General features: G+C 63.7%; 21 protein-coding genes. 4 read left to right on the top strand and 17 right to left on the bottom strand.

Annotated features, from left to right (window positions below):
- Nucleotides 1–9 precede the first annotated feature (9 nt).
- Nucleotides 10–1,794, bottom strand: a complete 1,785-nt coding sequence (locus AC1DX0_RS09250; protein ID WP_477218617.1) for a stimulus-sensing domain-containing protein — start codon at nucleotides 1,792–1,794, stop codon at nucleotides 10–12.
- Nucleotides 1,795–1,879: 85 nt separating this feature from the next.
- On the bottom strand, nucleotides 1,880–2,581 hold the full coding sequence (locus tag AC1DX0_RS09245) for a response regulator transcription factor (protein ID WP_010912942.1): 702 nt from the start codon (nucleotides 2,579–2,581) through the stop codon (nucleotides 1,880–1,882).
- A 343-nt stretch (nucleotides 2,582–2,924) separates the two neighbouring features.
- Here AC1DX0_RS09245 and AC1DX0_RS09240 point away from each other — a divergent pair, with 343 nt between their 5' ends.
- Nucleotides 2,925–4,535 carry a phosphoenolpyruvate carboxykinase gene (locus AC1DX0_RS09240; RefSeq protein ID WP_477218616.1) on the top strand — a complete coding sequence of 537 codons (1,611 nt, stop codon included), beginning with the start codon at nucleotides 2,925–2,927 and terminating at the stop codon, nucleotides 4,533–4,535.
- Between the two features lie 97 nt (nucleotides 4,536–4,632).
- Nucleotides 4,633–5,070, top strand: a complete 438-nt coding sequence (arfB, locus tag AC1DX0_RS09235) for an alternative ribosome rescue aminoacyl-tRNA hydrolase ArfB (RefSeq protein WP_477218615.1) — start codon at nucleotides 4,633–4,635, stop codon at nucleotides 5,068–5,070.
- A 78-nt stretch (nucleotides 5,071–5,148) separates the two neighbouring features.
- Here arfB and AC1DX0_RS09230 read toward each other — a convergent pair whose 3' ends face one another.
- Nucleotides 5,149–7,305: a TonB-dependent siderophore receptor gene (locus tag AC1DX0_RS09230; RefSeq protein ID WP_477219098.1), complete on the bottom strand. Its 2,157-nt coding sequence runs from the start codon at nucleotides 7,303–7,305 to the stop codon at nucleotides 5,149–5,151.
- A 290-nt stretch (nucleotides 7,306–7,595) separates the two neighbouring features.
- On the opposite strand from AC1DX0_RS09230, the gene AC1DX0_RS09225 reads away from it, so the two are divergent.
- On the top strand, nucleotides 7,596–8,225 hold the full coding sequence (locus AC1DX0_RS09225; protein ID WP_477218614.1) for an alpha-ketoglutarate-dependent dioxygenase AlkB family protein: 630 nt from the start codon (nucleotides 7,596–7,598) through the stop codon (nucleotides 8,223–8,225).
- A 55-nt stretch (nucleotides 8,226–8,280) separates the two neighbouring features.
- Nucleotides 8,281–9,498 (top strand): glycosyltransferase family 87 protein, encoded by a 1,218-nt coding sequence (locus AC1DX0_RS09220; protein WP_477218613.1) that lies wholly within the window; start codon nucleotides 8,281–8,283, stop codon nucleotides 9,496–9,498.
- Between the two features lie 19 nt (nucleotides 9,499–9,517).
- On the opposite strand, the gene AC1DX0_RS09215 is transcribed toward AC1DX0_RS09220, so the two are convergent.
- The 14 genes from AC1DX0_RS09215 to AC1DX0_RS09150 all read right to left on the bottom strand — a co-directional run.
- Complete coding sequence (locus tag AC1DX0_RS09215) at nucleotides 9,518–10,987, bottom strand: nucleotidyltransferase family protein (RefSeq protein ID WP_477218612.1); 1,470 nt, start codon at nucleotides 10,985–10,987, stop codon at nucleotides 9,518–9,520.
- Nucleotides 10,987–11,664, bottom strand: coding sequence for a glycosyltransferase family 2 protein (locus AC1DX0_RS09210; protein WP_477218611.1), 678 nt, complete (start codon nucleotides 11,662–11,664; stop codon nucleotides 10,987–10,989). The genes AC1DX0_RS09215 and AC1DX0_RS09210 overlap by 1 nt, the downstream gene beginning before the upstream one ends.
- Complete coding sequence (locus tag AC1DX0_RS09205; RefSeq protein WP_477218610.1) at nucleotides 11,664–12,419, bottom strand: glycosyltransferase family 2 protein; 756 nt, start codon at nucleotides 12,417–12,419, stop codon at nucleotides 11,664–11,666. The genes AC1DX0_RS09210 and AC1DX0_RS09205 overlap by 1 nt, the downstream gene beginning before the upstream one ends.
- Nucleotides 12,419–13,174, bottom strand: coding sequence for a glycosyltransferase family 2 protein (locus AC1DX0_RS09200; RefSeq protein ID WP_477218609.1), 756 nt, complete (start codon nucleotides 13,172–13,174; stop codon nucleotides 12,419–12,421). Before AC1DX0_RS09200 ends, AC1DX0_RS09205 begins: the two co-directional genes overlap by 1 nt.
- A complete protein-coding gene (locus AC1DX0_RS09195) occupies nucleotides 13,171–14,217 on the bottom strand; it encodes a serine kinase (protein ID WP_477218608.1) in 1,047 nt (348 codons plus the stop codon). The genes AC1DX0_RS09200 and AC1DX0_RS09195 overlap by 4 nt, the downstream gene beginning before the upstream one ends.
- A 29-nt stretch (nucleotides 14,218–14,246) precedes the next feature.
- Nucleotides 14,247–14,726, bottom strand: coding sequence for a PqqD family peptide modification chaperone (locus AC1DX0_RS09190; RefSeq protein ID WP_477218607.1), 480 nt, complete (start codon nucleotides 14,724–14,726; stop codon nucleotides 14,247–14,249).
- Between the two features lie 98 nt (nucleotides 14,727–14,824).
- Nucleotides 14,825–15,484 carry a dihydroxyacetone kinase subunit DhaL gene (gene dhaL / locus AC1DX0_RS09185; protein WP_477218606.1) on the bottom strand — a complete coding sequence of 220 codons (660 nt, stop codon included), beginning with the start codon at nucleotides 15,482–15,484 and terminating at the stop codon, nucleotides 14,825–14,827.
- 62 nt (nucleotides 15,485–15,546) lie between these two features.
- On the bottom strand, nucleotides 15,547–17,628 hold the full coding sequence (locus AC1DX0_RS09180) for a bifunctional sugar-binding transcriptional regulator/dihydroxyacetone kinase subunit DhaK (protein WP_477218605.1): 2,082 nt from the start codon (nucleotides 17,626–17,628) through the stop codon (nucleotides 15,547–15,549).
- 146 nt (nucleotides 17,629–17,774) lie between these two features.
- A complete protein-coding gene (dhaL, locus tag AC1DX0_RS09175) occupies nucleotides 17,775–18,437 on the bottom strand; it encodes a dihydroxyacetone kinase subunit DhaL (protein WP_477355056.1) in 663 nt (220 codons plus the stop codon).
- 11 nt (nucleotides 18,438–18,448) lie between these two features.
- Nucleotides 18,449–19,444 (bottom strand): dihydroxyacetone kinase subunit DhaK, encoded by a 996-nt coding sequence (locus AC1DX0_RS09170; protein WP_477218603.1) that lies wholly within the window; start codon nucleotides 19,442–19,444, stop codon nucleotides 18,449–18,451.
- A 15-nt stretch (nucleotides 19,445–19,459) separates the two neighbouring features.
- Complete coding sequence (locus AC1DX0_RS09165) at nucleotides 19,460–20,230, bottom strand: SDR family oxidoreductase (RefSeq protein WP_477218602.1); 771 nt, start codon at nucleotides 20,228–20,230, stop codon at nucleotides 19,460–19,462.
- Between the two features lie 60 nt (nucleotides 20,231–20,290).
- The gene (locus AC1DX0_RS09160) at nucleotides 20,291–21,277 is read right to left on the bottom strand and encodes a substrate-binding domain-containing protein (RefSeq protein WP_477218601.1); all 987 of its coding nucleotides are present in this window, start codon (nucleotides 21,275–21,277) and stop codon (nucleotides 20,291–20,293) included.
- An 85-nt stretch (nucleotides 21,278–21,362) separates the two neighbouring features.
- Complete coding sequence (locus AC1DX0_RS09155) at nucleotides 21,363–22,367, bottom strand: ABC transporter permease (RefSeq protein WP_477218600.1); 1,005 nt, start codon at nucleotides 22,365–22,367, stop codon at nucleotides 21,363–21,365.
- A gap of 28 nt (nucleotides 22,368–22,395) precedes the next feature.
- Nucleotides 22,396–23,586, bottom strand: a 1,191-nt coding sequence (locus AC1DX0_RS09150) for a sugar ABC transporter ATP-binding protein (protein WP_477355053.1), incomplete at its 5' end; no start/stop codon positions are given.

Raw genomic sequence — 23,586 nt, 5'->3', positions numbered from 1 at the left:
GGTCTGCAATCATGCTTCGGCCGGCAGCGTCACGACGAAGCGTGCGCCCTTGATCTCGCCGGGCTTGGTGCCGGGGATGTTTTCGGCGGTCAGTGTGCCGCCATGGGCCTCGACGATCTGCCTGGAGATCGAAAGGCCAAGGCCCGAATTCTGGCCGAACGCTTCGCCGGCCGGCCGGTCGGTGTAGAAGCGCTCGAAGATGCGGTCGATGTTGTCGGCGCGAATACCGGGACCATTGTCGTCGACGGTCAGGATGTTGAACTTGCCGGCGCGGGCCAGCGACAGGCTGATGTGGCCGTGGTCCTCGGGAACGAAGGAGCGGGCATTCTCGATCAAATTGGTGACGACCTGGCCGATGCGCAGGTCATGGCCCACGACGATATAGCCTTTGACGCCCTGCGGCAGCTTGGCGACCTTGAGCTCGATCTCGACCGCCTTCTTGTTGCGCGTGGCTTCACGCGACACGGCGACGAGGTCGGTGATGAATTTCTTCAGGTCCACCGTCCCGGCGTCCTCACGCGCGAGTTCGGCGTCGAGACGGGAGGCGTCGGAGATGTCGGTGATCAGCCGGTCCAGCCGCCGGACGTCGTGCTGGATGATCTCCATCAGCCGGCTGCGCGAATTGTCGTTCTTGGCCAGCGGCAAGGTTTCCACCGCACTGCGCAGCGAGGTCAGCGGGTTCTTCAACTCATGCGACACATCGGCGGCGAAGCTTTCGATCGCCTCGATGCGCGCGTAGAGGGCATTGGTCATGTCACGCACGGCGACCGACAGATTGCCGATCTCGTCCTGCCGGTCGGAAAAATCAGGGATTTCCTCGCGGCTCTTGACGCCGCGCCGCACACGCACCGCCGCCGCCGACAGCCGGCGCAGCGGATTGGCGATGGTCGAGGCCAAAAGCATCGACAGGATGGCGGTGACAAGTGCCGCGATGCCGAATACGCGCAGGATCGCCTTGCGCTCGGCGGCGACGATCTTGTCGATGTCGCCGCCTTCGGTCGACAGCATCAGCACGCCGAGAACGGCGCGGAAGCGCTGGATCGGCACCGCCACCGAAACGATCTGCTCGCCCTGTTCCGAGACGCGCACGATGGTCGACGGGCTGCCGGTCAGCGCCTTGACCACTTCCGGGAAAGCCGCGCCATTGCCGCCCGGTTGCTCACGATAGACCGGTAGGTCGGTGTTGCGGAAGAAGTCGAAGATGAATTTCTGGACACGCTCGACAAGGTCGGGCTCTTCCTCTTCGACGGGCGGCAGGTCGTAGCGCAGGATCTGGCCGCGCGAATAGAGATGACGCGAATCGAGCAGCAGATTGGCATCCCGATCATAGATGCGGGCCCGCGTCCGGGTCGGCGAGATCAGCCGCCGCAGCACCGGCGCGACACGCTCGGGGTTGATTGGAAAATCCAGATTGTCGAGCTGGTCAGAGCCAGGCCCAAGGCTCTCGCCGGCCTGCAGCTCAAGCAGCTTTTCCGGATCGATGCTGATCGAGTCGGTCTCGACCGTCGCCGATGCCGCGATCGCGCCGGCGATGATCTCGCCCTGCGTCATCAGGCTTTCGACGCGGGCGTCGATCAGCCCGTCGCGGAAGGTGTTGAGGTAGAGGATGCCGGTGACCAGGACAGCTAGGCCGGCAAGGTTGAGGAACAGGATGCGCCGCGTCAGGCTGGAAAAGATGTGGTGACCAAGGAAGCGGCGCATCGGCACCGTGATTTTCGAAACGAAGGACGGCATGATACGCGACGGCCGCCTGGCGGCGCCCGTCGGCCTGCTTCGTTGTGCTTCCACTGCCATCGAATAGCAGTCCCTGCTTAGTCTTCGGTTTGACGCATGTCGCAGCCCCTAGCCCCGGGACCGCGTTTGCTCGACATACATCAAATTACGCTTCGCGGAACCGGTATCCGACTCCGTAAAGGGTTTCGATCATCTCGAAGTCGTCGTCGACAGCCTTGAACTTCTTGCGCAACCGCTTGATGTGGCTGTCGATCGTGCGGTCATCGACATAGACCTGCTCATCATAGGCTGAATCCATCAGCGCATCACGGCTTTTTACGACACCGGGGCGCTGCGCCAGCGAATGCAGGATCAGGAATTCGGTGACGGTGAGCGTCACCGGTTCGCCTTTCCAGGTGCAGGTATGGCGTTCCTGGTCCATGACAAGCTGTCCGCGCTCGAGCGAGCGGGCCTGCTGGCTGGGCGCCTTTGCCGCAGCTTCGCGGGCACTGGCACGGCGCAGCACGGCGCGCACCCGCTCGACCAGCAGGCGCTGTGAGAACGGTTTGCGGATGAAATCATCGGCGCCCATCTTGAGGCCGAACAATTCATCGATCTCGTCGTCCTTGGAGGTCAGGAAGATCACCGGCAGGTCGGACTTCTGGCGCATCCGGCGCAAGAGCTCCATGCCGTCCATGCGCGGCATCTTGATGTCGAGAATGGCAAGATTCGGCGGACGTGCCGCCAGGCCTTCCAGCGCGGACGCACCATCCGTGTAGGTCTCGACGCGATATCCCTCGGATTCGAGGGCGATCGACACCGAMGTCAGAATGTTGCGGTCGTCATCGACAAGCGCGATYGTTGCCATTTCAAGCGGCTCCCTCATGAGCTGTCCCTTCTTTCGTAGAGAAGGGGCTTTTGCAGGACAAATTAGGTACAAAATGTGGCATAGGCCTTGTCCGCTGTCACGCGCGGGGTGCCGCCGGCCACAATTCAACCTCGACATGGATTGGACGAACGAACATCGCCAATCCTTTGGGCAACCGTGAAACTTTTCGCATATATAAACGATTTAAACAACTTTCAAAATATTTAAATCGATTAATGATTTGATATCATTTGGCTTTTCTGGTTTTGACCATCTCAGCCTGCGCAGTGGGCGTGCCGGAAAGACGCCGGCAAAGATGCGGAAAATCGAAGAAGGGACACCAATGTCGGAAGTCGGCAAACGCAATCCTGCTTGCCCGATCGATCGTATCGGCCTGAAAACCACCGGCGTGGTACGCTACAATTTCGGTGCGGCCGCCCTTTACGAGGACTCGATCCGGCGCGGCGAGGCCCGGCTGACCGCACATGGCGCGCTGGTAGCCGAGACCGGCCAGCACACCGGCCGTTCGCCCAAGGACAAATTCGTCGTCCGCGACGCCGCCACCGAGGCGCATGTCTGGTGGGATAACAACAAGGCGATCTCGCCGGCCCAGTTCGAGACGCTGTTCGCCGATTTCCTTGCCCACGCTGCGGACAAGGATCTCTATGTTCAGGATCTGGTCGGCGGCGCTGATGCCGAGCTGAAACTGCCGACGCGCGTCATCACCGAGTTTGCCTGGCACTCGCTGTTCATCCGCAATCTGCTCATCCGTCCGGACAAAGCCGAGCTCGAGCAGTTCGTGCCCGAGATGACGATCATCGACTTGCCGTCCTTTCGCGCCCATCCTGCCCGCCATGGCAGCCGCACCGAAACCGTGATCGCCGTCGATCTCACCCGCAAGATCGTGCTGATCGGCGGCACCTCTTATGCCGGCGAGATGAAGAAGTCGGTGTTCACCATGCTCAACTATCTCCTGCCGCAGAAGGGCGTGATGCCGATGCACTGCTCGGCCAATGAGGGACCGGCCGGTGACGCCGCCGTCTTCTTCGGCCTGTCGGGCACCGGCAAGACGACGCTGTCGGCCGATCCGTCGCGCACGCTGATCGGCGACGACGAACATGGCTGGGGCCCGCACGGCATCTTCAACTTCGAAGGCGGCTGCTACGCCAAGACGATCAAGCTGTCGGCCGAAGCCGAGCCGGAGATCTTCGCCACCACGCAGCGTTTCGGCACGGTGCTGGAAAATGTCGTGCTCGACGCCGACGGTGTGCCGGACTTCAACGATGGCCGCCTGACCGAAAACACCCGCTGCGCCTACCCGCTCGACTTCATCCCCAACGCCTCGAAGACCGGGCGCGCCAGTCACCCCAGAAACATTATCATGCTGACCGCCGACGCTTTCGGCGTGATGCCGCCGATCGCGCGGCTGACCCCGGCGCAGGCGATGTACCATTTCCTCTCCGGCTACACGGCCAAGGTCGCCGGAACCGAAAAGGGCGTCACCGAGCCCGAAGCAACGTTCTCGACCTGCTTCGGCGCACCCTTCATGCCGCGCCATCCGTCGGAATACGGCAATCTGCTGCGCGAACTCATTGCCAGCCATGGCGCCGATTGCTGGCTGGTCAACACCGGCTGGACCGGCGGCGCCTATGGCACCGGCAAGCGCATGCCGATCAAGGCGACGCGCGCTTTGCTTGCCGCCGCACTCGACGGCTCGCTGAAGACAGGCGAATTCCGCACTGATGCCAATTTCGGCTTCAAGGTGCCGGTGGCCGTGCCTGGTGTCGACAACGCCATTCTCGATCCGCGCTCGACCTGGGCCGACAAGCCTGCCTATGACCGGCAAGCGGCAAGACTGGTCGGCATGTTCGCCGTCAATTTCGAGAAATTCGAGAGCCATGTGGACGCTGTCGTGCTCGGTGCGGCGCCGCGCATGCAGGAAGCGGCGGAGTAGTCGTCAAACCGCTTGTCATCATTGCCGCTCGGCACCAGTGAAGGCCCGGTCKCGATCGGGCCTTTTCTTTTKYMCGCCGCCGCGCCATGACTGCGSCATGCCGATCGACGACGACATCATTATATCTGGCGAAGCCGTGATCCATCCGGGCGATCTGCACGAGGATTTCATCCGCTCGTCGGGTCCGGGCGGCCAGAACGTCAACAAGGTGGCGACCGCCGTGCAATTGCGCTTCGACGCGGCCAACGCGGCCGGCCTGTCGGAACGTGTGCGCGAGCGGACGATCAAGCTTGCCGGCCAGCGCGCCACCAAGGACGGCGTCATCGTCATCGAGGCCGGTCGCTTTCGCTCCCAGGAACAGAACCGGGCGGATGCCCGGGCAAGGCTCACGGCTCTGGTCGCCAAGGCCGCCGAACCGCCGCCACCGCCACGCAAGAAGACGCGTCCGTCGAAAGGCTCGGTGGAGCGGCGGCTGAAGAGCAAGGCAGGGCGCGGGACCATCAAGAAGCTGCGCGGCCGGGTAGAGGGCGATTAAGCACCACACCGATCGCGTGCTTGACCGAGTTTGACAAGAGCATTTGCGCGTCCAGCAGACGCGCAAACACCGCACGCCCTACCAGCTGCGCTTCAGCGAAGCCGTGATGTTGCGGCCCTGGCCCAAATAGCAATAGCCGCTGTTGCACACGATGGGACGCTCGTCGGCGATATTGCGGACGGCGAAGGCGGCGCTGACACCTTCATACGTCTTGTCGATGGCGCCGAAATCATAGGACGCCGAGGCGTCGAGATAGATCGCGGCATCATTCTTGGCGGTGTTGGTGGTGTCGGTGTAGGTCGCGCTCTGCAGCCTTGCACCCGCGCCGACCGAAAGGCCCGGCGCGGCACTGCCTTCGTCGAACTTGTAGTTGGCCCAGAGGCTCGCGACATGCTCGGGCGTGACGGCGGGAACCTTGCCGATCTCCGTCGAGTTGGGACCACCGCCCGTGATCTCGGCATGGTTGTAATTATAGGCGGCGATCACATCCAGCCCATCCGAGATGCCGGCACGCGCCTCGAGCTCAAAGCCGTTGCTGGTGACTTCGCCCAGCGCGCGGTACGTTCCCGCATTGGCATCGACCACGACTGGCTTGTTCTTCTCGACGAGATGATAGGCGACCGCCGACAGCAGGATGTCAGTCCCCGGGGGCTGATACTTGACCCCCAATTCGAACTGCTCGCCCTTCGTCGGCTGAAGAATGCCGCCCGACTCGGAACGGTTCGTTACCGGCTCGAACGAGGTCGCATAGCTTGCGAAGGGCGCAACGCCATTGTCGAACAGATAGAGGGCGCCTGCCTGCATGCTGAAAGCGTTCTTGTTCAAGCCCTCGGAACCGCCACCACCGTAGTCACGCGTCTGCTCGACCCAGGTCTGCCGGCCACCGAGCGTGAAGCGCCATCTGTCCAGCTCGACCTGATCCAGCGCATAAATGCCGGTCTGGCGCAGATCCGCATCGGACGTCGTGAAATTGTAGTCCGGCGTCGGTCCGGAAACACCGTAAGTCGGATTGGCTATGTCGAAATCGTAGGCAGGACCAACGGGACCTATCCCATAGCCGAAGGATGAAGTCAGGTTCGTATAGTCCAGGCCGAGAAGCACTGTATGAGCGAGCGCGCCGGTGTCGAACTTGGCTTCGACCTGGTTGTCGGCCTGGAATACGTTCATTTCGTCGCGGATAGAGTTCGCATAACGATGCGCGACCGTGCCCGTCCAACTGGCGACCGCAAGATAGCGCGACCTCAGGTCGAGGTGGGAATATCGAACGTTCTGGCGCACGGTGATGCCGTCGCCGAAATCGTGCTCGAACTTGTAGCCGATCTGCTGCTGCCGGATCTTCTGATAGTCGTAGTCTGGATCGCTTGCGCGCAGGGCGTGAACCTTTCCCAACGCGTCGGTGATTGCGCCGACATTGGTATCCGTCTCGTCGGCCTGCACCAGCCCGTAGATGGTGAAGGAGGTGGCGGCATCGGGGTTCCAGGTCAGCGACGGCTGCAGGAAATAGCGGTCGTCGGCGATGTCGAAATTGGTGTCGCCGTTCCGCGCCAAGCCGACGATCCGGTAGAGGAATTCGTCGCTGCCTTCCCTGACCGGCCCGCCGAAATCGAAGGCCGCTTGCGCCCTGTCCTTCGTGCCATAGAGCAACTGGACTTCGCGAATCCTGTCCTCGGTCGGCAGCTTGGGCACCTTGTTGACGATGCCCGCCGGTGTTCCCGCGCCGTAGAGGACCGATACCGGTCCCTTGATGACCTCGACGCGTTCGAGCGAATAGGGATCGGTGCGGAACGTGCCGTAATTGATGTAGGGCTGGCGCAGGCCGTCCTTGTAGTCGCCGAGCGTCGTGGCGTCGTAGCCCCTGATGTAGATCTGGTCGAAGCGCGGATCGAAGCCATAGGCGCCGGTGCTGACGCCCGCCGAATAGCGCACCGCCTCAATGATGTCCTGCGCGCCGCGCTCCTCGATCTCCTTGCGCGTCACCACCGAGACGGAGCGGGGCGTTTCGATGAGCGGCGTGTCCGTCTTGGTCGCACCGGAGCTGCGCTTGGCGGCCACCGTCTTGTCATCATCCCCGGACGTGACCCCGCCGCCCTTGCCGCTGACCGTGATCGGCTCGAGCGTGCCATCTTGTGGCTGGGTGGCGGCTTGCTGCGCTAGTGCTGGATGAGCACCGAGCAGCGTCACAAGGCACGTCGTGGCGAGCAATCCCCGGCACCAAACCCCGCCACCCCAGACCATGTTGGATCCCTCATTAAACGTCACGTCAATATGCCTCGCTCTTTGCCATTCGCTGCCAGCGACCTCTCCCTCTCGCCGGCATCAAAATTGTTGATTTAAACACTCAAGTTCAAAACTTGACTATGTAATTCATGTTTACTCGTCAACCGCGTTTCACCGGACCGGGGGGCGAATTCGCCATTCATCCCGACATCGGCAAGTGCGGTGATATTGGCGACGGCTTTCGGGTCGCCGTTTTCCCTTGATGGTGGCATCTTGCGGGCTCGAACTATCTCAAGGTGCGCGATCCCATGCTCGTTTTGCCCAACGGCGTCCGTCACATGCCGGCCTATCTCTCCCGCTCTGTTCAGGAGGCGCTGGTCGAGGCGGTGAGGAGCATCGTCCAGCAGGCGCCGCTGTTCGTGCCGGCCATGCCGCGCACCGGCAAGGAGATGAGCGTGCGCATGACCAATTGCGGCCCGCTCGGCTGGGTCACCGACAAGGAGCGCGGCTATCGCTACCAGCCGACGCATCCACTGACCGGAGAGCCATGGCCGCCGATCCCGGAGGGCTTGCTCGATCTTTGGCGGCAGGTGTCGGGCTATCCGAATCCGCCGCAGGCCTGCCTGATCAATTTCTACACGGCGGACGCCAAGATGGGCTTGCACCAGGATCGCGACGAGGCCGATCTCTCGGCACCCGTCGTCTCCGTCTCGCTGGGTGATGATTGCCTGTTCAGGGTCGGCCAGGCGACGCGCGAGGGCGCCACCAAGTCGTTCAGGCTGAAGAGCGGCGATGTTGTCGTGCTCGGCGGCGAGGGCCGCCTTGCCTTCCATGGCGTCGACCGCATTTACCCGTCGACTTCGGCACTGCTCAAGAACGGCGGCAGGATCAATCTGACGCTGCGGCGGGTGACGAAGCAGCACGAGAGCCCCGTATAGCCGATCTTAACGCCCATCCCTTATCAAGGCCGCCAGGGTCTTGGAAAACAGCACAATGGCACCGGTCAATCAGACTGCCCGCAATCGATCCGATTTCCGTTTCGCGGCCCTTGTGCTGTGCACCGGGATTTTGGTCGGCCTGCGCTACCACCTTGCTTTGTGGACCTTCGACGAGCACGGCTTCTCCGAACTCAGCGACCGGCTGCCCTACTGGGATTTCACCAATCTGTGGGCCGGTGGGCGCATGGCGCTCGACGGCCATGTCGCCTGGCTGTTCGACGTCGACACCTATCGCGCGGCCTTGCGGCAGATGTTCTCGCCCGATCTTCCCAATCAGGAATGGAGCTACCCGCCCAGCATCCTCATCTTCGGCGCGCCGCTGGCGCTGTTGCCGATCTTTGCCGCCTATTTCATCTGGACCTTCGGCACCGTCTTCTGCCTCTGGCTGGCGGTGCGGCCGCTGAAACTGGGCACGCTTGCCGAAGCAGCCATCTGTGTGTGTCCGGCCGTATTCGTCAACGCCATATTCGGTCAGAACGGCGCGTTGATCACCGCTCTCCTCATCGGTGGATTGGCCGTCGCGCCAAAGCGGCCGATCCTTGCCGGGCTGCTGTTCGGGTTGCTGACGGTCAAGCCGCATCTCGGTATTCTGGTCCCGTTCTGCCTGCTGGCCAGCGGCAACTGGCGCGCCATCGCCGCCGCCGCCCTGTCATCGGCCGCGCTGTTCATTTTGACCGGCGCCTCGCTCGGCTTCGACGTCTGGCACCTGTTCTGGACGCAAACCCGCCCCTTGATGACGGCGATACTGGAGGCGCCCTATCCGCAACCCTACCAGGCCAATGCCGCAACCATGTTCTTCCTGGCGCGCGCTTGCGGCGCGGGGCTGACAGTCGCCTATGCAATGCAGGCGGTTGCGACGATCGCCGCCATCGCCGCCGGCATCTGGATCTGGCTGCCCTGGCGGCAGGTCCAGCATGGCGAAAGAGTGGTTCTCACCGCGGTGCTGGCAACTGTTGCGACGCCTTATGGCTACAGCTACGACACGGTCGGTCTTGCCGTTGCTGTCGCCTACCTGTTCTCGACGCGCGCCAACGTGCCTCGGATTTTCCTGGCGCTGGTCTGGCTCTATCCTGCCATCGCTCATCTGGTGAACTTTGTCGGGCTTGGCATCGGCATCTTGGTGCCATTGTCCCTGTCGGCATGGATGCTTGCCCAGATCAGGGCCCGTGAACGCACGGACATTGTCTCGACGGCGGCCGGCAGTCAGGCATAGCCCAGAGCCGCGCGATATCTCAGCGCAACGGCGAAAATGTCGCCGAGATCAGATGGAAGGGCAGTGCGCCATAGGCGGCCACTGTCGCGTCGTCGTCCCATTGGCGGAATTGCCGGGAAGGTCGCGCCTCCAGCGTCACGGCGTGTCCTTGCCCGTCAAGCGTCACCTTGCCGCGAAAATGCAGCACCCGTTCGCCACCGGACCGGCTGATGGCCATGGCGCGCAGGCGCGCAATATGGTCGTCATCGGCATTGATCTCCATTTCGATGCGGCGGCGGACCGGTGGAACACTGATCCTGACCGTGATGTCCAGCATCATGTCGCCCGCCGTTCGTGGGCAAGGTATGGCCTGTGAGAACACAGGTGGCGGCAGCGTCTGCGACGGCTCGTTGCGGGCTGGCTTGCCACGCCAGGCCTTGGCCGCCGGCTCCTGCCGCAGCCGACCGCTCTTGCGCCTCAGCCGCAACTGCTTGGCAAGGCCGCGCGACAGCCAGACCAGCCTGCCGAAATCGGTCCGCGGCTTGGCCTGCAGCACCGCAGACCAGCGCGAGAGGCCGGTGCGGTCGGCCATGTCAAGCACACGCGCCAGCACCCTGTCCGGCGTCGTCACGCCTGTTTCAAGCGCCAGATAGGAGAGCGCCACCGCCGCGGCGACGGCAAGGCCGCGCCTGGCGACAACATCGAGGAACACATCCCAGTCCACATCGCCGCCGCGGATAGCCACCGCGCAATCGACCAGCCAGTCGCTGTGCGTGTGGGCGTCGAGCCCGCCATGCGCGATGGCAAGCGCGATGCGGTCGGCGGGCGATGGCACCAGCACGCCGACGCCGCTGAACTCGGCGGCATTCGCCCTTTGCCAGATGGCCAGGTCGTCTTCCTCGCTTCGCTGCGAACCGTCATAGGCGAGTTGGTGCAGGTCGATGTCGCCAAGATTGCCCATGAAGAAGTTCATCGAGCGCAACGACGCCAGTCTCGTCCGCAGATATTGCGGGCTGACGCCAGTGGCGATCTGCCAGTCGCCGTCGCGCAGCACGTCGAAGGCCGTTTGCATGTCCTGCGGCAGCACCAATATGTCGATGTCGTGCGCCACCCGGCCGCGCTGTGCCGAGGCGTTCAATGCGATGCGGCTGGCGCCCTTGATCAGCATCACCCGGCATCCGGCATTGGCCATCGCCTTTAGCGCCGGTTCGGCTTCGCGCATCGCCATGCGCGATTTGGTCCACAACATTTTCTGCAGGCCGACGAGGCGCGGATAAGCGGAATGGCCGGCGAGCTTCCTGCCGAACCTGTCGGAGATCGCGGCCAGCAGCCGGTGCTCGCGGAACGAGACGTGATCGATATCGTTCTCGTCCAGCCAGCGGCCGGCGCAAGCGGCAGCAACGTCCTCGTCGGGAAGAAGTGCGGCCTTGAGCAACTGGTCGAGCCCGCCCGTCGGCCATGACCAGCCATAGTCCGGGAAGCGACGCTCAATACGGCGAATATTCACCATCAGCTCGAGCCGGCCTTGTTCTGCGCCCGCCGCAGCATGGCGAGCCGCGCCACCTGGAGATAGCCGCGGTCGCGGGCCGCATCGCGTCCATAGGACAGGCTGCCCGGCCGGATGCGGCGCAGCGCCAGCGCCTCGTCCAGCATGTCGAGGGCAAGGCCCGCCTCGCGCGCCCGGGCGATCCAGTCGATCATTTCGCCCCGGCCGCCCGGCGGATCGACGATGGGTCCAACCGTGTCGGCGACCTCACGGCGGATCATCATGGTGGTCCGCGACCAGCCGGGCACGGCCTCGGCCTCGGGCGCGTCGGGCCGGTCGTTGCGGAAATTCCGCCAGTGACAGAAAACCCCCGCTGTCGCGAGACATCTGTCGAGATGCGCCAGCTGTCTCTCGATCTTGTCCGGCAGCCAGAGGTCGTCGGAATCGAGCGTCGCGATGAGCGGCGTCGACAGCGCGGCGATGCCCCTGGTCGTGGCGCTGCCAGGCCCGGCATTTGCCTGGCTCAGCAAGCGCACCGGCAGGTCCGTTCCGGCGATCGCCGAAGCGAGATCGTCGGTCGACCCATCGTCGACGATCACCACCAGTTCAGGTCGCACCGTTTGCGCCGCGACCGATAGCAGCGTCTCGGCGATGGTGCCGCTGGCGTTGAAGGCCGGGATGACGACGCCGTATCCGCTCATCACATGAACTGCCAGTCTGCGAGATCCTTGAGCTCGAAGATGCCTTCGATCCGCCGCAAGGTCGGGTCTGCCTTGCGGCGGATCATCGACTTGTAAATGGCGCGCATGAATTCACGCGACTGGACGTCGGTCTGTCGGGTCATGTTGCCGGGATGGCGTCTGTAGTAGAGGGCCACGGTCTCCGGTGTCACATATCTTGGTCCGCTTTCGAAGGTGCGCAACAGGTAGTCGGTGTCCTCCGCCTGATTGAAGGCTTCATCGAAGACACCGATACGCTCGACAAGCCGGCGTGTGAAAATCGCCGCCGACAAATGGATGCCGCGAACCGTGATGCTGCGGCTGCCAGCTGCGGGCTCCAGGCGCTCGTCATCGATCTTGTCGACCAGCATCATCCTTGAATAGGTGAGATCCAGATCTGGGTCGTTGCGGAAGAGCTCGATATCGGCCGCAAAGCGTCCGACCGGCGAAATGTCGTCCGAATCGAGGAAGGAGACAAGGTCGGTCTCCGCTTCGACCAGTCGCAGCCCGGTGTTGCGCGTCCGGGTCACGCCCAAATTGGATTGTTGAAACAAGCGGATGCAGGGGTTCTCCGCCATCATCGAGCGCACCGCTTCAGCCGATCCATCGGTCGAGCCGTCATCGATGACGATGATGTCGAGGTCGGCGGCGTCGCGCTGCCTGAGCAGCGAACGTAGCGCCGGCCCCACAAGGGTCTCGCGGTTATGGACCGGCATGATCACGCTCAGCCTCGGCATCACATCATCCGCCAATCGGTAAATGGGCTCTTCAGTTCGAAAATACCCTGAACCTCGCGCAACGACGGATCGGCCTTGCGCCGTCGCATCGACTTGTGGATTGCGCGCAAATGGTTGCGGACCCGGCTGTCATGTCCCTTGGTAATATTCCCGGCGTGGCGCCGGTAGTAGACCGCGACGGTATCAGGCAATTCGTAGTTCGGACCCGTTTCGAAAACCCGCAGCAGATAGTCTGTGTCCTCGGCCTGCTCGAACTCCTCGTCGAATTGGCCCGTGCGCTCGACAAGGCCCCTGCGGAACAGGGCGGTGCTCAGCGAAATTCCCCGAAGCGTCATGGTGTGGCTGTCGGGCGCGGGCTCCAGCCTCTCGTCGTCAATCCGGTCAGCCAATGTCATCAGCGAATAGGTCAACTCCAGGGTGGGGTCGGCGCCGAAAAGCGCGAGATCCGTTTTGAAGCGCCCGGCCAGCGAGATGTCGTCCGAATCCAGGAACGAAACGAATTCGGCGTCTGCGGGCAGCCTTCTCAGCCCGGCATTGCGTGTCCTGGCGACGCCCATATTCTCTTGCCGGAACAGGCGGATGCAGGGGTTCTCGACCATCATCGAACGCACCGCCTCCGCCGAACCGTCGGTCGAGCCATCGTCGATGACGATGATGTCGAGATCGGCGGCATCGCGCTGGCGCAGCAGCGAGCGCAAGGCCGGAACGACATAGCGTTCGCGGTTGTAGACCGGCATGATCACGCTCAACTTCACGAAGCAACCCGTGTTAGAAAATCCGCAACAGTACCGGCAATCTCCTCGGGACGCGTTCCCAGGGACAGGCGGTAGCTTGGCAGCAGGCGGGTGAGATCGCCGAAGAAGCGGAAACCGCTTTCACGTTCCCCCGGCATCTGCATGATGCCCGACGGTGCCAGTGCAATCATCGCGTCTCGACGCGACACCGGCACGATCGAACTCGTCTCGCCACCGCCGATATGTGGCACCACCAGTGCAACGATGTCCAGCGCCGCTGGTACCGGCCGTGGCGCGATGTCGGCAATGTGAAACGTGTGCTTGCCCTGCCAGTTCAAGGGGCTCTCGATCTTCAGCCGCTGCTTCAGCCCCAGCCGTGTGAACCCTTGCGGGTCCTGCTTCAGCGTCGAAAACAGCGGCCGCGCGGTCACGCCGCCCGCGAGATCGATCAGCACGTAGTCGTCGCCGACGCTGTCCAGCCCATTGAGCAGACCGGCGGCGACCGTGCCGGATTTCCCGGCGCCGCCCGCGCCGGCGAGCAGCACGCCCTTGCCATTGGCACCCAGCGTACCGGCATGGGTMAGCCGCATGCCGCGCGCCGCATAGTCCCAGTGCAGGAAGGCCCGCAGCGGCGCTGCCGGCTCCCAGGGCGGAAAGGCATCGGCCGCAGCCATCAGTTGCACGCCAACGCGGCGTTGCGGGTCGTAGACCTGCCAGAAATCCAGATCGTGAAAATAGTGGCCACGCAGCCCGGCCTCGGCGAGCCGTTCGGCAAAGCCGTATTCGGTGAAATGCGCGTCGCCCCACCGTGCCGGCTCAGGGATGCCGCAAATGCCAGGGTGCTCGATGAAGATGCGGCATGCCGACGGTTCGGCATCATCATGCGCGGCCTCCACGAAGGCGTTGCCAAGCGCCTCCGCAAGCATACCGGGACCGACATGCGCGGTCAGCTCCAGCCGGGGCAGGCGGACCGTCCGCGTGGCCGGATAGTGTGCGGCTTCTGCGGCGGTGATGAGATACCGGGCGTAATCCGGCAAGGTTTCGAGCGTGACGCGCGGCATCATGCGCCCCTATCTCTGATGCAGCCGGCTCGTCAGGAAGCCTGCTTGACCGCCGGCCAGCCGAGGGGTTCCTCGACCTCGTGGATGGGATCCACGATGATCAGGTCGGCGAGGTCGTCGTGAATGCTCACCTTGAGAGGCTCGTTCGTGGCGGCAAGCTCGGCAGCCAAATCGCCCGGCAGGGATTGCGCCGCCGCTTCTGAGCGCACCAGCAACCCCAGTTCGAGCAATTGCGAGATGAAGTGTTCGACTTCAGCCGCGCCGAGTGTCGAACCGCCGGCGGTAAGCCCGGTCAGGGCCTGGGCATCGACCCCGGACGACAGCGCCTGCCAGATCCTGCTGCCGGAATCGGAGAAGCCGAAATACTTGCCGTTCGCAAGGTTGAGCACCACGGCCTCGCCATCGAAGGATTCGAAGACGATGTCCCTGCTCGCAACCGCATAGGCGTTGCTATCACGCATCATTGTTGCCCCGCTTTGCAAATCCCGCCCCTCAAGCAGGATCGCTTCCACCGATAACGCCTGTAAACGCTCGGTTCTTCGTTGGCAAGGTAACCTGTGCTGGCAGGCAGCTGGCCATTTCCGGGACCAATCGAGGCACAGCTCGATTTTCAGTGCCCGCGAGGCGCGCTCTCGGTGAAGGTGTCCTTCATCGCGCGCAGGATGATGACGGCCGATGCGGCGCCCGGGTCCATGTGCCCGAGCGACCGCTCTCCCAGCCGCGCCGCCCGTCCGCGCGCCGCCACCATGGACCGCGTCGCGTTGGCGCCGGCTTCCGCGGCTTCGAGGATGCTGTTCCACATATCCAGGTCACCGGCATTGCGGGCCTGTGCGTTGAGCGCGGCTTCGGTGGCGGGGATCCACACGTCCAGCATGGTCTTGTCGCCGCGCTGCCCCTTGCCGCGTTCCATGATGCCGGCCGTCATCGCCTTGATGATCGCCGCCTGGTCGGCGAGCGAGAGGCATTCATCCTGCTTGAGCGCCTGTCCGGCCCTTCGGAATGCGGTCGCATAGAGCGGTCCGGTGGAGGCGCCGACGGCGTCGAGGAAGGCCGAGGCGGCGGCCGTGAAGATCTCCGAGGGAGGCGTGTCGTCGAGATTGAGTTTGGCCAGATAGGCATTCACGGCCATGAAGCCGAGCGACATGGTGATGCCGTGGTCGGCGTCGCCGATCGCGCCGTCCAGATCGGACAGTCGATCCTTTCCCGCCTCGATGGCGATCGATATGCGGTAGAACATCCTGCTCAGGCGTCGTGCGGCGTTGTCCGACATCATGGTCCTCCCAGTTCAAGCAGGATGCGGCCTTGGTCCGTAAGACGCATCTCTTGTTGTCCTCAACCGATCCGCAGCACGGCCGTATCGCAAGGATGGCGCAAAAGCTCCGACAGCTCATTGTCGAGATGCAGGATCGAAATGGATGCACCGACCATGTCGAGCGACGTGCAATAGTGGCCGACCCAGTTCGCCTCTATCTGGATGCTCTTGGCACTCAGCCGCTGTTCGACGCGCCGGAACAGGATGTAGAGTTCCATCAATGGCGTCGCGCCGAAGGAATTGATCAGCACCGCCACGCGGTCGCCCGCCGCCGGCTTCATTTCGGAGAAGATGCGGTCCATCACCCGGTCGGTGATCGCATCGGCGCTCATCATTTTTTCGCGGATGACGCCGGGTTCTCCATGGATGCCCATGCCGATCTCGATGTCGTCGGGGCCGATCTCGAAATTGTGGCGGCGGGTCTGCGGCATCGAGCAGGGCTCCAGCGCGACGCCCATGGTGAAGGTCCGCGCATTGGCCTTGCGTGTTACCGCTTCGCAGGCATCCAACGACAGGCCACGGTCGCAAGCGGCCCCGGCGATCTTGAACATGAAGAAGTTGCCGGCGACACCGCGGCGGCCATCCCTGTCCTCCAGCGGAGAGGAGGCGATATCATCCGTGGTCACCACGGTCCGCACCTCGATGCCCTTGTCCGCCGCCATCTCGGCCGCCATGTCGAAGTTCATGACGTCGCCGGCATAATTGCCGTAGACGAAAAGCACGCCCTCGCCGCCGGATGCCGCCTGGGTGCACTCGAGGATCGGCCCGGGAGGAGGCGAGGAAAAGATGTTGCCGACAGCCACGGCGTCGGCGAGGCCCTTGCCGACATAGCTGAGAAAACACGGCTCGTGCCCCGAGCCGCCGCCGATCACCAGCCCGACCTTGCCGGGCCTCGGCCCGGTGCGGGCGACCAGGGCACGGTTGGAACCCTTGATCGGCTTGATGTAGGCGGCATGGGCCTTGACCACGCCGTCGAGCATTTCCTCGACGACATCGTCGGGGTCGTTGAGGAATTTCTTGATATGGGTCCGGTAATTGCTGGGCAGGGCAATCGTGTTGTCGACCCTCGGGCGCTGCGACAGCTTCTGGTCGAGCTCCGTGACACCGTCGGCATTGAGGATGCCGCGGCCGGTGGCGGCGTCGGTGATCAGCACATTGACGTAGCCGCCGCGCAGGCTGGCCAGGATCGCCGGCACCTTGTCGAAGCCGCCGGCCACGGCGATGCGCAGGCCGATGGCCTTCAACATGTCCAGCGATATGCCGATCGTCCGATCGTCGAGTGGGCCGGCCACCGGATGGCCCTGGCCATCGATGAAACGGCCTGCGACGACGCCGACCGCGTTCCTGGCGAGATATTGCTGCAGCGAAACGGATTCGAAGAAGCCGCTGGTGTGGATCGTCGAGTTCGGACGCAGCGACGAGATGCCGAAGAGTGCCTTGTTGGCTTTGGCAAGCGCGTCGAACTGGCTTTGAATGAGCGGCTCGCGCAAAAGCATGTCGCGGACTTCGGCGGTGGAGACGACGGCGGGCGCCGTGATGTTGATCAGCCGCGCCTTGACCGCGCCGGCGATGGCCGACGCGCAGAGCTCCGGCGTATAGGCGAAGTTGGCGGCCGTTCCACCGGTGGCCTGGACAACGGTGACGTCCTGAAGGCCGGGCACCGATGCCTGCTCGCCGATCGCCAGCACCGTGCGTCCCCAGGCAACGGCAAGCGTGTCGCCGGATTTCAACAGCTTGGCCAGTGCCTGCGCCGCTGCCCCGCCGAGGCGGTCGATCAGCGGCCGTGCGTTGTCGTCGCTCGGCACCACCAGGCAGTCATGCAGGCCGAAATGGCGTTTGAGTTCCTGGGCGATCGAAAGCGAACTCAGCCGCGACGGTTCGAGCGAGATGTTGACGATGCCGCGGGCGCGGGCGTCGGCCAGATAGCTGTTCACCGTCGCCCGCGATATGCCCATGATCTCGGCGATGTCGCCTTGCGTCATGTGGTCTTCGTAGTAGAGCCAGCAGGCCCAGACATACGGATCGTCGCCGTAGCGCAAGGGGATGGGCTCGGCCGCCGCCTCGGTTCCGTTCTTGCGCGCCGATGATGTCTTGACGGTCATGCTGCCTGGTTTCCCCGAATCCAAGATCGATCGTCAAGATGRGCGCAAACGGGAGAACTCTCAATCTTGCCGCGATCGGCCATCTAGCGCGCTCCCGGCTGCAATGTCAGCCGGGAGCCTTTGCTCGGGAGGAGCATATTCATAAATCAATGGCTGGCGGTCGCGGGCGACCGCAGCTTCTGCTTGGCGCCGGACGCCAGGGTTGTCAGGATCAACGCGCAGGATGTCGCGCCGGCGTCGAGGACACCCACCGAACGTTCGCCGAGCCGGCTGGCGCGGCCGATCTTGGCCACGAGGTTCTTCGTGCTGTCACGGCCTTCGTCGGCGGYGGCGGCCATCGCGTCGAGCGCGTCCGCAAACGGCTTGCCGGCGGCGTTGGCGCTGTTGAAGGCCTCGACGGCCGGCACAAGCGAGTCGAGCAGGGTCTTGTCGCCGACCTTGGCCGACCCGATCGTCTGGATGCCTTCGAGGCCGCTGCCCAGCATGGCGCCGAAGGTCTCGGCGCCGATCGACGGGGAGGCTTCGATCGTTTCGGCGAACTGGGTGAACATGATGCCATAGAGCGGTCCCATGGAGCCGCCGATCTCGGTCATCAGCACGGTGCCGAGCGTATCGAAGGCCGAGGCCAGCGACATGTCGTTGCCCCTGATCCTGTCCGCCGCCATGCCGAAGCCCTTGGCCATGTTGACGCCGTGGTCGCCGTCACCGATCTTGCCGTCGATCTCGCTGAGATAGGCCCGGTTTTCGATGATCCGGTCGGCGAGCGAAAGCACGATGTCGCCCGCGGAAGCATTGTCAAACTGCTGCATCTGCCTGTTTCCTAAAGCCTTGCGGGACAATCGACATCGACGTCCAGCAGCCGTTTCAGCTCGGTGTCGAGCGCCATGACCGTGAGTGTGGCGCCGACCATTTCCAAGGAGGTGAAATAGTTGCCGACATAGGTCTTGTGGATGACCAGGCCGCGTCCGCGGATCTCGGCCTCGATGGTGTCGTTGAGGATGTAGAGTTCGTTGACCGGCGTCGCGCCGAGGCCGGACACCAGCACCGCCACTTCGGTTCCCGCCGCAAGCGCATGATCGTCGAGCACGATCTTGACCATATCTCGCGCAATGTCGGCCGCTGGCTTCAGCGGCTCGACCCGCACGCCCGGCTCGCCGTGGTGACCGATGCCGACCTCCATCGTGCCCGGCTCGATCAGGAAATTCGGATGCCCGACGGCAGGCAGCGTGCAGGGGCCAAGGCCAACACCGATCGAGCGGCAATTGTCGATCGCCCTTTGCGCCGTCGCTTGCACATCCTCGAGGCTTGCGCCTTCCGCCGCCAGCGCGCCGGCGCATTTCCACATGAAGATCTCGCCGGCGACGCCGCGACGCTTTTCGCGCTCGTCCGGTCCTGCCGAGCAGACGTCGTCATTGGCGACGACAGTGGCGATCTCGATGCCTTCCTTGGCGGCCAGCTTGATGGCCATCTTCACATTCATGTTGTCGCCGGCATAATTGCCGTAGAGGCAGACGACGCCTCTGCCGCCATTGGCCTCGCGCGCCGCGTCGAGGAAGCTCTTGGCCGTCGGCGAAGAGAACAGTTCGCCGACCGCGACCGCGTCCAGCATGTTGCGGCCGGTGTAGCCGATGAAGGCCGGCTCGTGACCGGAGCCGCCGCCGGTGATCACGCCGACCTTGTCGGCGACCGGGACATGGCGGGCCGCGATGACGCGCGGGTTGCTGCTGCCGAGCCTGATGATGTCGGCATGCGCCTTGACGAAGCCCTTGACCGTGTCCTCGACGACCTCGTCGGGATTGTTGATGAAACGCTGCATTGTTGCTCCCGCCGCTCAGATGATGGTGTAGCCGCCGTCGACCAAAAGGTCGGCGCCGTTGATCATGTCGGCGCCGTTCGAGGCCAGGAACACGGCAGCGGCGGCGATTTCCTGCGGGAAGGCGAAGCGGCCGGTCGGAATGCGCAGCTTCAGCGCCTCGCCGCGCGGCCCGTCCCAGGCCTTCTTGCCGAGCTCGGTCAGAACCACGGTCGGCGAGATCGTGTTGACCGTGATGCCGTGCCTGCCCCATTCGGCGGCAAGCGTCCTGGACAGGCCGATGACGCCGAATTTCGAGGCGCAATAGGCGGCGTGCTGGTCGATCGCCACGGTGCCGGCCTGCGAGGCCATGTTGATGATCTTGCCGCCCTTGCCGGCCTTGATCATGGCGCGCCCGGCAGCCTGCGAAATCAGGAACGTTCCCTTGAGATTGATGGCGATAGTCTTGTCCCAGGCGTCGAGGCTAAGTTCCTCGGCAGGAGCAAGCATGACGACGCCGGCGCTGTTGACGACGATGTCGATATCGCCGAATGCCGCCAGCGCCGAAGCGAACACGGCGTCCACGGATTGCGTGCTGGACACGTCGCACACGAAGGCCTTCGCGCCATTGCCGAGTTCGGCGGCTTTCGCCTGCGCAACCGCTTCATTGATATCGATCACCCCGACAATTGCGCCCTTTGCGGCGAATGCCGATGCGATGGCGCTGCCGATGCCCGACGCGCCGCCGGTGACCAGGGCGACCTTGCCGCCCAGCGAAAAATTGAGATCAACATCTATTGTTTCGGTCATGGTTCTCTTCTCGGCCTGACGGAATGCGGGGCGGGCCGCAAAGCCCACCCCGCGGCTGGATCACTTGCGCGTCGCAAGCAGCTTGTCGACATTGTCAGCCGTCACCGGCGTCCACGGTACATTGTAGAGCTTCTCCTTGCCGTCCTTCCAGGGCATGTCCTTGTAGGTCTCCCAGATGTCGGACTGCGGCTTGTAGTCACCCTTCTTGGCATTGAGGATGGCAAGATCGAGCGCACCTTGCGCCTGGGCGCGCGCATCCTGCAGGATCGAGGTCATGTCGCCGTTCTTGACGGCATGCAGCGCGTCGGTGATGCCGTCGATGCCGGCAATGGAGAAGCTCTTCACGTCAAGTTTGGCTGCCTTGATCGCCTCGATGGCGCCGAGCGCCATCTCGTCGTTCTGGCCGATCACGCCATTGATCTGGTTCGGGTGAGCGGTGAGCCAATTCTCCATCAGCGTCTGGGCCTCGGCGCGCGACCAGTTTGCCGTCTGGTCCTCGAGCACCTTGACGTCGGGGCATTCGGCCAGCGCCTTCTTATTGCCTTCCAGGCGCGAGATCTGCGCGGACTGGCCGACGGGACCTTCGAGGATGACCACATTGCCCTTGCAGCCGATCTTGTCGAGCACGGTCTTGGCTTCCATGTAGCCAGAGATCGTGTCGTCCGATCCGACATAGGAGGTCAGAAGATCGGAATGGACGCGGGTGTTCGAGCCGATGACCGGAATGCCGGCGTCGGCGGCGGCCTGCACGGCGGCAGCGCCCGCGTCGACGTCGATCGGCGCAAAGATGATCGCGTTGTATTTCTGCGTGACCATCGTCTTGAACTGGTCCTGCTGCACCAGCGCGTCATAACGGCCGTCGAACACCGTCAGTTCGACCTCGCCGCTCTTGACGGCGGGATGGTCCTGCAGCGCGGCCACCCAGATCTGCATGAACTCGGCATTCAGCCCGTAGGGCGCGGCGCCGATCTTGATCTTGTCCTGTGCCATGGCCGGCGCGGCCAGCAGTGCGGTCGCGGATGCGAGCGCGATCATCCATCTTTTCATTTCGTTACCTCCACCTTGAGTGAGCGACCGACATGGTTCGCCTTGCAGCGGACGCGCTGACGCGGGTCCGGTACCGGAAAGGGGCCTAGGCCCCGTAGTTTCGCTTCTGGTCGAGCATCACGGCGCCGACGATCAAGGCGCCCTTGAGGACCTGCTGGTAGTAGGATTGGATGCCCATCAGATCGAGGCCGTTGTTCATGACGCCGATGATCAGCGCGCCGATCAGCGTGCCGGTCACCCGGCCGACGCCTCCCGACAGGCTGGTTCCGCCAATCACCACCGCCGCGATCGCGTCGAGCTCATAGGCAATCCCGGCCTGGGGGAGCGCGGATCCGGTGCGGGCGCTGAGCAGCATCCCGGCGAAGCCGGCAAGGCCGCCGGAAATGATATAGACGAGGAACTGGATGCGGGTGATGTTGATGCCCGAGGTCCGGGCCGCGTGCGGGTTGCCGCCGACGGCATAGATGTAGCGGCCAAAACGCGTCCGGTTGAGGATCCACCACGACACGGCGAACACGACGGCAAGAATGAAGACCGGCGCGGGTATGCCGAAGACGTCGCCGGTGCCGATCCAGCGGAAAGCCGGCGTCAGCGCGGGAACCGGACGGCCGCCGCCATAGATGAGGGTCATGCCGCGCGCCGCCGAAAGCATGCCGAGCGTCGTCACGAAGGCCGGCACCGAGAAGCGCGACACGATGAGGCCCGAAATCGCGCCGCAGGCAATGCCGACCAGAAGGCCGATAGCGAGGCCCAAGGCAACCGGATAGGGCGCGCCGGCGATGCCGGCGGTCGCCGAAGTGGTCATGAAACTGGCGCTGACGATACCCGCGAGCGCGACGACGGAGCCGACCGAGAGATCGATGCCGCGGGTCAGGATGACGAAAGTCATGCCGATGGCCAGGACACCGTTGATCGATGTCTGCAGCAGCACGTTGGAGATGTTGCCGGCGGTCAGGAAGAACTCGTTGGAGACCGAGAGCACCGCCACCAGGATCAGGAAGGCAAGGAAGATGCCGTACTCCTGGATCAGCAGCCGGCGCTGCTCGGAACCGAGCCAGCCTTGCATCGTCTTCTTGTCGCCAACCGACATTCCTGGCTCCTTTGCCGCCGAACCCTGTTCAGGTCGATAGGTGGACGAGTGATTGCGCATCCGTTTCCTCCCGCCTGAAGATTCCGGCGCTTCTGCCGGCCCGCATCACCATGATCCGGTCCGAAATCCCGAGAACTTCATCGATCTCGGAAGAGATCATCACCACCGTGCCGCCGGCGGCGGCGAAGTCGCAGATGATCCGGTAAATTTCACGCTTGGCGCCGACATCGACGCCACGGGTAGGCTCGTCCAGCAGCAGCACCTTCGGGTTGCGCAGGAACCACTTGCCGAGCACCACCTTCTGCTGGTTGCCGCCTGACAGGCTGGAGACCGGCATGGTGTCGCGCGCCGCCTTGATCTGAAATCGCTCCCGCATCCGGCGGCTCGCTTCCGCCTCGCGCGGCCGGTCCATGGCAAAGGCCGGGCTCATCTCGGGCAGGCTGGCCATGCAGATGTTGGCGCGCACGGAATCGGAAAGATTGAGGCCGGTCAGCTTGCGATCCTCGGTGACCAGCGCCAGACCATGCGCCATCGCATCCGCTGGCTTCGAGATGGCGACCGGTTTTCCGTCGATGGCGATGGTTCCAGCCGAAGGCCTGTCGAGCCCGAACAGGCAATTGAAGATTTCCGTCCGCCCAGCCCCCATCAGCCCGTAAATGCCGAAGATCTCGCCCTTGCGGGCTGAAAAGGAGATGTCCTCGATCTTGTTCGGGCAGCTCAGCCCGGCAATTTCGAGTCCGATTTCCTCGGTCGGCGTGTTGGTCTTGACGTATTCCTCGGACAGCTCACGGCCGACGATCATGCGGATCAGGCCGGGCCGGTCGATCTCGGCAAGCGCCCCGCTACCGACATAGGAACCGTCCCGGAAGACCGTGTAGGAATCGGCGACCTGGAATATTTCCGACAGGCGGTGCGACACGTAGACGATGCCGCGGCCCTGTCTTTGCAGGCGGCCAATCGCGGCGAACAGATGCTGCGCCTCCCGCTCGCCGATCGCCGAGGTCGGCTCGTCCATGAAGATGACCTCGGCGTCGTGGCTGAGCGCCTTGGCGATCTCGACCAGCTGCATCTGCGCGACCGAGAGGTTCATCATGTACTGGGTGGCTCGAATGTCGAATTCGAGGTCGTCCAGAAGCTTCTGCGCGGCGCGGTTCATGGCACGGAAATCGATGCCGCCAAACCGCGCCTTGGGCTCGCGGCCGAGATAGATGTTCTCGGC

The organism is Mesorhizobium sp. P3_A9 (genome assembly GCF_056402975.1).
Note: the sequence above shows the minus strand (reverse complement) of the source record. Positions and strands in the feature narration are given on the sequence as shown.

Bases quoted from the DNA above. Each gene is read 5' to 3' on its own strand.
- AC1DX0_RS09250 (WP_477218617.1), bottom strand. From the start codon at position 1,794: ATGGCAGTGGAAGCACAACGAAGCAGGCCGACGGGCGCCGCCAGGCGG.
- AC1DX0_RS09240 (WP_477218616.1), top strand. From the start codon at position 2,925: ATGTCGGAAGTCGGCAAACGCAATCCTGCTTGCCCGATCGATCGTATC.
- arfB (WP_477218615.1), top strand. From the start codon at position 4,633: ATGCCGATCGACGACGACATCATTATATCTGGCGAAGCCGTGATCCAT.
- AC1DX0_RS09230 (WP_477219098.1), bottom strand. From the start codon at position 7,305: ATGGTCTGGGGTGGCGGGGTTTGGTGCCGGGGATTGCTCGCCACGACG.
- AC1DX0_RS09225 (WP_477218614.1), top strand. From the start codon at position 7,596: ATGCTCGTTTTGCCCAACGGCGTCCGTCACATGCCGGCCTATCTCTCC.
- AC1DX0_RS09220 (WP_477218613.1), top strand. From the start codon at position 8,281: ATGGCACCGGTCAATCAGACTGCCCGCAATCGATCCGATTTCCGTTTC.
- AC1DX0_RS09215 (WP_477218612.1), bottom strand. From the start codon at position 10,987: ATGGTGAATATTCGCCGTATTGAGCGTCGCTTCCCGGACTATGGCTGG.
- AC1DX0_RS09210 (WP_477218611.1), bottom strand. From the start codon at position 11,664: ATGAGCGGATACGGCGTCGTCATCCCGGCCTTCAACGCCAGCGGCACC.
- AC1DX0_RS09205 (WP_477218610.1), bottom strand. From the start codon at position 12,419: ATGCCGAGGCTGAGCGTGATCATGCCGGTCCATAACCGCGAGACCCTT.
- dhaL (WP_477218606.1), bottom strand. From the start codon at position 15,484: ATGTCGGACAACGCCGCACGACGCCTGAGCAGGATGTTCTACCGCATA.
- AC1DX0_RS09180 (WP_477218605.1), bottom strand. From the start codon at position 17,628: ATGACCGTCAAGACATCATCGGCGCGCAAGAACGGAACCGAGGCGGCG.
- AC1DX0_RS09170 (WP_477218603.1), bottom strand. From the start codon at position 19,444: ATGCAGCGTTTCATCAACAATCCCGACGAGGTCGTCGAGGACACGGTC.
- AC1DX0_RS09165 (WP_477218602.1), bottom strand. From the start codon at position 20,230: ATGACCGAAACAATAGATGTTGATCTCAATTTTTCGCTGGGCGGCAAG.
- AC1DX0_RS09160 (WP_477218601.1), bottom strand. From the start codon at position 21,277: ATGAAAAGATGGATGATCGCGCTCGCATCCGCGACCGCACTGCTGGCC.
- AC1DX0_RS09155 (WP_477218600.1), bottom strand. From the start codon at position 22,367: ATGTCGGTTGGCGACAAGAAGACGATGCAAGGCTGGCTCGGTTCCGAG.